Source organism: Actinoplanes awajinensis subsp. mycoplanecinus, from assembly GCF_001509495.1.
GTDB lineage: Bacteria > Actinomycetota > Actinomycetes > Mycobacteriales > Micromonosporaceae > Actinoplanes > Actinoplanes palleronii.
On record NZ_LLZH01000323.1, the window covers coordinates 39,095 to 47,266 of the forward strand.

Consider the following 8,172-nt stretch of genomic DNA (forward strand, 5'->3'; position numbering starts at 1 on the left):
CGTGGCCCAACGAAGTTCCTTCGTCGTCGTCGCCAACCGTCTGCCCGTGGACGAAGTCACTCTGCCGAACGGGGAACGCCAGTGGCGCCCCAGCCCAGGCGGCCTGGTCACGGCGTTGCATCCGGTGCTCGTCGAGCACCGCGGCACCTGGATCGGATGGGCGGGCGGGGACGGTACCGCCCCCGAGCCGTTCGATCTGGAGGGCATCCACATCCACCCGGTGCCATTGAGCGCCGACGAACTCGAACGCTATTACGAGGGCCAGTCGAATGCGACGATCTGGCCGCTTTATCACGATGCGGTGGAAACCCCGGTCTACAAGCGCCGCTGGCGTGATTCGTACCGGGCGGTCAATCATCGGTTCGCCGAGGCGGCGGCCGACGTGGCCGCCGAGGGCGCCACCGTCTGGGTGCAGGACTACCAGCTCCAGCTGGTGCCGGCGATGCTCCGGGAGATGCGCCCGGATCTGAAGATCGGCTTCTTCCTGCACATCCCGTTCCCCCCGATCGAGCTGTTCATGCAGATGCCGTTCCGGGCCGAGATCCTGCGTGGCCTGCTCGGCGCCGACCTGGTCGGGTTCCAGCAGCGGCTGGCGGCGCAGAACTTCGTCCGGCTGGCCCGGCACCTGCTCGGCCTGCGCTACGTGGGTCAGTCGATCCAGGTGGACGGGCGCCAGGTGAAAGCCGGCGCGTTCCCGATCAGCATCGACACCAAGGACATGGAACGCCTGGCCGCCGACCCGGCGGTGCAGGCCCGGGCCAAGCAGATCCGGGCCGAGCTGGGTGATCCGAAAACGGTCATCCTCGGCGTCGACCGGCTGGACTACACCAAGGGCATCGAGCTGCGCCTCAAGGCGTTCCGCGAGCTGCTTGCCGACGGCAAGCTGAACGTCGGCGACGCGGTGATGGTGCAGGTGGCCACGCCCAGCCGGGAGCGCGTCGAGCACTACCAGACGCTGCGGGTCAAGGTCGAGCGCGAGGTCGGCCGGATCAACGGCGAGTTCGGCAAGGTCGGCACGCCCGCGGTGCACTATCTGCACCAGTCGGTCGACAAGCAGGAGCTCGCCGCGATGTATGCGGCGGCCGACGTGATGATGGTGACCCCGCTGCGGGACGGCATGAACCTGGTCGCCAAGGAGTACATCGCCTGCCGCGGCGACACCGGGGGCGCGCTGATCCTCAGCGAGTTCGCCGGTGCCGCCACGGAGTTGCGCCAGTCGTTCCTGTGCAACCCGCACGACCCGGACGGCGTCAAGGAGGCGCTGATGCGCGCGATCAACGCCGAGGCTCACGAGCTCAAGCGCCGGATGCGGGTCATGCAGCGCCACCTGCGCACCCACGACGTCGCCCGGTGGGCCCACACGTTCCTCGACGAACTCGGGTCCGACGACACCGAAAACTGACAACCACTGCACCGGCGCCGGACCGCTCGTGGTCCGGCGCCGTTCCTTTTCCTGTACGAATACTCCAGCGCCCGCCCGCAGGCTACGAGCCGAGTCCCGCCCGTGAGGCCGACGCGAGACCGTGACCACTCCCGGCCGAGGCGCGCCTCCAGGTCTTGGCCGGCTCTCAGCCTGCAGCCACCTGCCGTGCTCGCTCCGCGGTCAGCCGGCAGCCGGGATGAAGCCGGCGGTGACCGCGACGACGTCGCCGATCACCACGACGGCCGGCGGGCGGATCCCGGCCGCGGCGACGTCCGCGGCGACCTCGGCGAGCGTGCTGCGCAGCGAGCGCTGGTGCGCGGTCGAGCCCTCCTGGATCACCGCGACCGGCGTCGACGCGCTGCGGCCCTCGGCGATCAGGCGCTCGGCGATCTTCGGGAGGTTCTTCAGGCCCATCAGCACCACCAGGGTGCCGCGCAGCCGGGCCAGCGCCGCCCAGTCGACCAGCGAGTCCTGGTGTTCCGGCGGGATGTGCCCGGAGACCACGGTGAACTCGTGTGCCACCCCGCGATGGGTGACCGGGATGCCGGCCAGCGCGGGTGCCGCGATCGAGCTGGTCACCCCGGGTGCCACGATCACCGGGACCCCCGCCGCCGCGCAGGCCAGGGCCTCCTCGCCGCCCCGGCCGAAGACGAAGTTGTCGCCACCCTTGAGCCGGACCACGAACTTGCCCTGCAGCGCCCGGTCCACCAGGATCCGGTTGATCTCCTCCTGGGCGGCCGACGGCCCGTACGGGATCTTCGCGGCGTCGATCAGCTCGACCTCCGGCCGCAGCTCACCGAGCAGCATCCCGGGGACCAGCCGGTCGGCGACCACCACGTCGGCGGCGGCCAGCAGGCGACGCCCCTTCACCGTGATCAGCTCCGGGTCACCCGGGCCGGCGCCGACCAGCGCGACGCCCTTGAACTCCGGGGACGCCGGGGGCGTGGCCTCCAGCGCGTGCGCCACCAGGTCACGGACCGCCATCGCGCGCCGGCGGTCACCACCGTCGGTCACCGCGACCGTCACCTGCCCGTGCCGGGTCACCGCCGGTGTCCAGGCGGTCGCCGCGTCCCGGTCGTCAGCGCGTACGCAAAAAATGCCTTTTTCCTCGGCTGCCACGCTGACCTGGGCCGCCGCCTCCGGATCGTCGACCGCGACGTGCACCAGCCAGGCGCCCGCCACGTCGCCCGGCACGAAGCGGCGCGGCGTCCAGCTCGCCCGGCCCGCGTCGATGTGCGCCTGCAGGGCCGGCGTCAGCACGGGCGACACGATCTCGACCCGGGCGCCGGCCGCGATCAGCGCGGGCACCCGCCGGGTGGCCACCGAGCCGCCGCCGACCACCAGCACGCGGCGTCCGTCCAGGCGCAGGGCCAGGGGGTAGAGGCTCATTTCTCCGAGACTCCCGCCGAGTCGAACGTGGCGACCTCGTGCAGCACCCGGACCGCGGACGCGACGATCGGCAGCGCGAGCACCGCGCCGCTGCCCTCGCCGAGACGCATCCCGAGGTCGAGCAGCGGCTCCAGGCCCAGGTGGGCGAGCGCGACGGTGGCGCCCGGCTCGGCCGAGCGGTGCCCGGCGACCATCGCGGCGACCGCGTCCGGTGCGAACGCGGCGGCGGCCAGCGCGGCCGAGGCGGCGATCACGCCGTCCACGATCACCGGGACCCGGTGGGCGGCCGCGCCCAGGATGAACCCGGCCAGCGCGGCGTGCTCCAGGCCACCGACGGCGGCCAGCACGCCGATCGGGTCGGCCGCGGCCGGGGTGTGCCGGGCCAGCGCCGCCGCGATCACCTCGGTCTTGTGCGCCAGCATGGCGTCGTCGATGCCGGTGCCCCGGCCGGTCACGGCGGCCGGCTCGGCACCGGTGAAGACCGCGGTCAGCGCCGCCGCGGGTGTCGTGTTGGCGATCCCCATGTCGCCGGTGAGCAGGCATTTCGCGCCGGCCGCGACGAGCTGACCGGCGACCGCGATGCCCAGCTCGACGGCGGCCAGGGCCTCCTCGCGGGTCAGCGCCGGCTCGACGGTCATGTCCCGGGTGCCCCGGCGGATGTTCGCGTCCAGCAGGTTCGGGCCGCCGTGCAGCGGGATCGCCACCCCGGCGTCGATCACCATCACGTCCACGCCGGCCTGCCGGGCGAACGCGTTCACCACGGCGCCGCCGGCCACGAAGTTCGCCACCATCTGCGCGGTGACCTCCTGCGGCCACGGGCTGACGCCCTGCGCGTGCACGCCGTGGTCACCGGCGAAGACCGCGACGGTGGCCGGGGCGGGCAGCGGCGGCGGGCAGACCCCGGCCAGTCCGGCCAGGCGGATCGACAGCTCCTCCAGGGCGCCCAGCGAACCGGCCGGCTTGGTCAACCGGCCGTGCAGCTCGCGGGCGGCGGCCATGGCCGGCTCGTCGGCCGGGCGGATGGCCGCCAGGGTGGTCTCCAGGGTCACGGTCGCTCCTCGATCACTTCTCGCTTCGTTCCGCGAGGATGTCTCGCAGAGTCTGCACGAATCGGTCCGTGGTGGCAGTGTCGCGCACCGCAATCCGGAGCCAGTCGGTGCCCAGTCCCGGGAAGGTGTCCCCGCGGCGCACCGCGTAGCCACGTTCGCGCAGCTCGGCACGGACCCGATCGGCGCCGGGAATGCGTACCGAAACAAAAGCGGACATCGGGACGCCGGCAACCGTGACGCTCGGCACGTGCCGCAACCGTTCCACCAGGTGGTCGCGCTCGGCCGTGAGCGCGGCCGCGATCTCCCGTTCCGCGGCGATCGCGATCGGCGACGCGCACGCGACCGCCGCCGCGAGCGCCGGCGTCGAGACCGCCCAGAGCGGCTGCGCGGCGACGAGCCGGGACAGCACCTCGACCGGCCCGAGCGCATAACCGATCCGCAGGCCGGCCAGCCCCCAGGTCTTGGTCAGGCTGCGCAGCACCACCAGACCGGGCAGATCGCCACGGTCGGCGAGAGATTCCGGTTCGCCGGGAAACCCTTTCCGGTACGTGGTGTCGGCGAACGCCTCGTCGACCACCAGCACCCGGCCGGGCCGGGCCAGCGCCGCCAGGTCACCCGCCGGGTGCAGCACCGAGGTGGGATTGGTGGGATTGCCGACGAAGACCAGGTCGGCGTCGTCGGGCACCAGCGCCGGGTCGAGCCGGAACCCGTCCTCCTCGCGCAGCAGCACCCGCTCCACGCGATGCCCGGCGTTGCGCAGCGCCGCCTCCGGCTCGGTGAACTGCGGATGCACCACCACCGCCCGCCGCGCCCCGCGCAAAGCCTGCGCGAGCAGTACGAACGCCTGCGCGGCGCCCGCGGTGAGCAGCACCTCGGCCGGGTCCCGGCGGTGGCGCGCGGCGACCGCGGCGGTCGCCTCGGTGGCGTCCGGATAGGCGGCCAGGTCGCTGAGGGAGGCCAGGATCGGCTGGGCCAGCCAGTCCGGCATCGGCTGGTGGCGGACGTTGACCGCAAGATCGATCAGGCCCGCCCCGACCTCGGCATCGCCGTGATGATCAAGATCGAACGTCATGGGGCCCAGCATGCCGCACGTCCGTTCTCTTGCTGATTCGTGGGGACTGTGGGGTGTTTTGTCATACCTTCGAAGGGTGACTGACCGACGCCCCACCGTAGCCGGAAGAGTCGCCCTGCTGATCCGAGCCGGGCTCATCGCGGGCCTGGTCATCGCCGGCCTCTCCTACCCGTTGACCGCCCTGGCCGGGATGGGGGTCAAAGCCGGCACCGACGCGCTCGAGAACCTGCCGGAACAGCTCACCGAGGTGCCCTCGGCACAGACCACCTACGTGTACGCCAAGGACGGCAAGACCCTGCTGACCACGTTCTACGAGGAGTACCGGCGGCAGGTCGCGCTCAAGGGCATGTCGCCGTACATCACCCAGGCCATCGTGGCGTCCGAGGACACCCGCTTCTACGAGCACCACGGCGTCGACGCCAAGGGTGTGGCCCGCGCCTTCGTCGCCAACCAGCAGGCCGGCGGCGTCTCCCAGGGCGCCTCCACGCTGACCATGCAGTACGTCCGGATGGCCCTGCGGGACAGCGCGTCGACGCCGAAGGAGGCCCTTGAGGCGACCGAGCAGACCGCCAGCCGGAAACTGCGCGAGATGCGGCTGGCCATCGAGGTCGAGCAGCGGCTCAGCAAGCAGCAGATCCTGCAGCGCTACCTGAACGCCGCCTACTTCGGCCACCGGGCGTACGGGATCTACGCGGCCTCCGAGGTGTTCTTCTCGAAGGCGCCGAAGAACCTCACCCTGACCGAGGCTGCGCTGCTGGCCGGGCTGGTCAAGGCGCCGTCCGCGTACGACCCGGCGACCAAGGACCAGGCGGCCGCGCAGACCCGGCGCAACTACGTGATCGACCAGATGCTGAAGATGGGGTCGATCACCGCGGCGCAGGCGGCGAGCGCGAAGAAAGCCAAGATCAAACTGAAGCTGAGCACTCCCCCGAACGACTGCGTCTCGGTCAACTCCGAGCACAACGACTGGGGCTTCTTCTGCGACTACTTCAAGAACTGGTGGCGGGAGCAGCCCGCGTTCGGCAAGAACACGCTGGACCGCGAGGAGAACCTGCGCCGCGGCGGATACCGGGTGGTCACCTCGATCGACCCGGAGATCCAGGCGTCCGCCATGAAGCACGTGCTCGCCAAGGAGAAGCGCAACAGCCCGTTCGCGCACGGCCAGGTGGTGGTCCAGCCGGGCAGCGGGCGGATCGTCAGCATGGCGGTGAACCGGCGCTACTCGCTGCAGCAGGACGACAACGGCCGGCACAGCGACTCGGCACAGAGCAACGACGTGCGCGGCAACTACCCGAACACGGTGAACCCGCTGCTCGGCGGCGGTGACATGGCCGGGTACCAGGCCGGGTCGACCTTCAAGATCTTCACGATGCTGGCCGCCCTGGAGGCCGGGATGCCGCTCTCCACGTCGTACTACTCCCCGCCCCGGTTCGTCTCGAAATACATCACCGCGCCCGGACCGGCCACCTGCGGCGACAACTGGTGCCCGAAGAACTCCAGCCCGTCGATGACCGGCAACCAGACCATGTGGAGCGGGTTCGGCAAGTCGGTGAACACGTACTTCGTCCAGCTCGAGCAGCGGGTCGGCGCGGAGAAGGCGGTGGAGATGGCCGAGAAGCTCGGGCTGAAGTGGCGTACCGAGGTGGACAAGAAACTGGCCACGCCGGACCACGCCTCCGGCTGGGGCGCCTTCACCCTCGGGGTCAGTGACGCCACTCCGGTCGAGATCGCCAACGCGTTCGCCACGGTCGCCGCGGAGGGCCGCTACTGCGAGCCGCTCCCGGTCATGGCGATCCGCGATCCGGACGGCAAGGACGTTTCGTACCAGGGCAAACTCGTCGCCGCCCCGCGCTGCAAGCGGGTGATCAGTGAAAACGTGGCCCGCGCCGCGACCGACGCGGCGAGCTGCGTGACCGGGTACGGCGCCCAGCGTGGCAGCTGCGGCGGCTGGGGCACCTCGGAGATGGTGTACGCGACCATCGGCCGGCCGATCGCCGGCAAGAGCGGCACGACCGACAACAACAAGACCGCGTGGTTCAGCGGCTTCACCCCGCAACTGGCCGCCTCAGCGTTCGTGGCCGACCCGGACAACCCGGAGCACTACGTGGGGACGGGCCGGTCGACAATCTCGAAGTACACGGTGGCGGAGACCCTGCGAGACGCCCTGAAGGGCCAGCCGAAGCTCAAGTTCACCCCACCGTCGGACAAACTGGTCTATTGACCCACGCGCCCCGGGCCGCCGCGGAGCCTAGCGGCGGCCCAGGTCACGCCGGGTGATCCCCAACAGCTCTCGTGCCCACCCCCGATGCCCCCACTCCCCGCGACGTCCGGCTATCCCGCAATGGCACTGTGGCTGCCGTAATGTCCCGCTCTCCCGCAACGTCACCGCAGCTCCCGCAACGCCCCGCTCTCCCACGACGTCCCGCTCTCCCGCGACGTTCCGCGGCTTCCGCGACGTCCCGCTCTCCCACGATGTTCCGCGGCTCCCGCACTCCCGCGATGTTCCGCGGCTCCCGCGACGTCCCGCTCTCCGCAGCGGCCGCGACGCGCATCGCTCGCCCAGCTGGCTCTCACGGCCGTCTCGCGCCCCGCTTAACGGCCACCAGAGCCAGCTCGAGAACCTGAGCCGACCGCGACAGCGGCTACAGACTCGAACAACCACAGGCCCAAGAAGGCCGCCACCTCGCCCCAACAAGCCAGGCGAGTCCCACCGGCTCCAGCAGCGACATCAAAGCCGCTCCGGCAACTGCGCGCACCAACCCCGGCAGCCGGCCAGCAACCCTGGCGAGCACTCATCGTGCTCTCAAAGCCGCGACAACCACCGCCAGCGCTCGCCGAATCGGACCAGCGAGCGCCGGCGGTGGCATCACGCCTTTTCAGCAACTACCGGCGATCGCCGACCCGTCCGGGCGAGCGCTCATCGTGGTTCCCAAAACCGGGGCCAGGTGACGGCCAGCAGCAGCGAGCCCAGGCAGCGCAGACAGCGCAGTGTCGGCGGGGGCGGCGGGGCGGCCACGCCGAGCCCTGGATCAGGCATGCCGCCTGGACAAATCCGGCGGAATAGATGAGCTGGGCCCAACTGGCAAAAAAGGCCGACCGCGCCGGCCTGGGCCGAAGCCAGCCCGGGGCGGGGCGGGATAGGGGGGGGGGGGGGGTGGGGGCTGGGCGCGGGGGAGGGAGGCGGGAGGGATGGATCGGGGGAGGGGTGGGGGCCAGGCTGGGTTGCGGCCGCCCAGGGG

Annotated in this window: 5 protein-coding genes; 2 read left to right on the forward strand and 3 right to left on the reverse strand. The window is 71.5% G+C overall.

The features are described 5' to 3' along the window. Position 1: 1 nt before the first annotated feature. A complete protein-coding gene (locus tag ADL15_RS44185; RefSeq protein WP_067705449.1) occupies positions 2–1,402 on the forward strand; it encodes an alpha,alpha-trehalose-phosphate synthase (UDP-forming) in 1,401 nt (466 codons plus the stop codon). A 201-nt stretch (positions 1,403–1,603) separates the two neighbouring features. Here ADL15_RS44185 and cobA read toward each other — a convergent pair whose 3' ends face one another. Genes cobA through cobC form a run of 3 tightly spaced genes read right to left on the reverse strand, consistent with a single transcriptional unit; the run spans position 1,604 to position 4,933 of the window. After that, the gene (cobA, locus tag ADL15_RS44190) at positions 1,604–2,812 is read right to left on the reverse strand and encodes a uroporphyrinogen-III C-methyltransferase (protein ID WP_067705451.1); all 1,209 of its coding nucleotides are present in this window, start codon (positions 2,810–2,812) and stop codon (positions 1,604–1,606) included. Beyond that, on the reverse strand, positions 2,809–3,861 hold the full coding sequence (cobT, locus tag ADL15_RS44195; protein ID WP_067705453.1) for a nicotinate-nucleotide--dimethylbenzimidazole phosphoribosyltransferase: 1,053 nt from the start codon (positions 3,859–3,861) through the stop codon (positions 2,809–2,811). Before cobT ends, cobA begins: the two co-directional genes overlap by 4 nt. A gap of 13 nt (positions 3,862–3,874) precedes the next feature. Next, positions 3,875–4,933 carry an Rv2231c family pyridoxal phosphate-dependent protein CobC gene (gene cobC, locus ADL15_RS44200; protein WP_232344930.1) on the reverse strand — a complete coding sequence of 353 codons (1,059 nt, stop codon included), beginning with the start codon at positions 4,931–4,933 and terminating at the stop codon, positions 3,875–3,877. A 76-nt stretch (positions 4,934–5,009) separates the two neighbouring features. Between cobC and ADL15_RS44205 the strand changes: the two genes are divergently transcribed. Next, complete coding sequence (locus ADL15_RS44205; RefSeq protein WP_067705457.1) at positions 5,010–7,154, forward strand: transglycosylase domain-containing protein; 2,145 nt, start codon at positions 5,010–5,012, stop codon at positions 7,152–7,154. Positions 7,155–8,172: the final 1,018 nt, after the last annotated feature.

What these genes read in the sequence shown, in the direction of transcription:
- cobA (WP_067705451.1), bottom strand. Translation starts at nt 2,812, where the DNA reads ATGAGCCTCTACCCCCTGGCCCTGCGCCTGGACGGACGCCGCGTGCTG.
- cobC (WP_232344930.1), bottom strand. Translation starts at nt 4,933, where the DNA reads ATGACGTTCGATCTTGATCATCACGGCGATGCCGAGGTCGGGGCGGGC.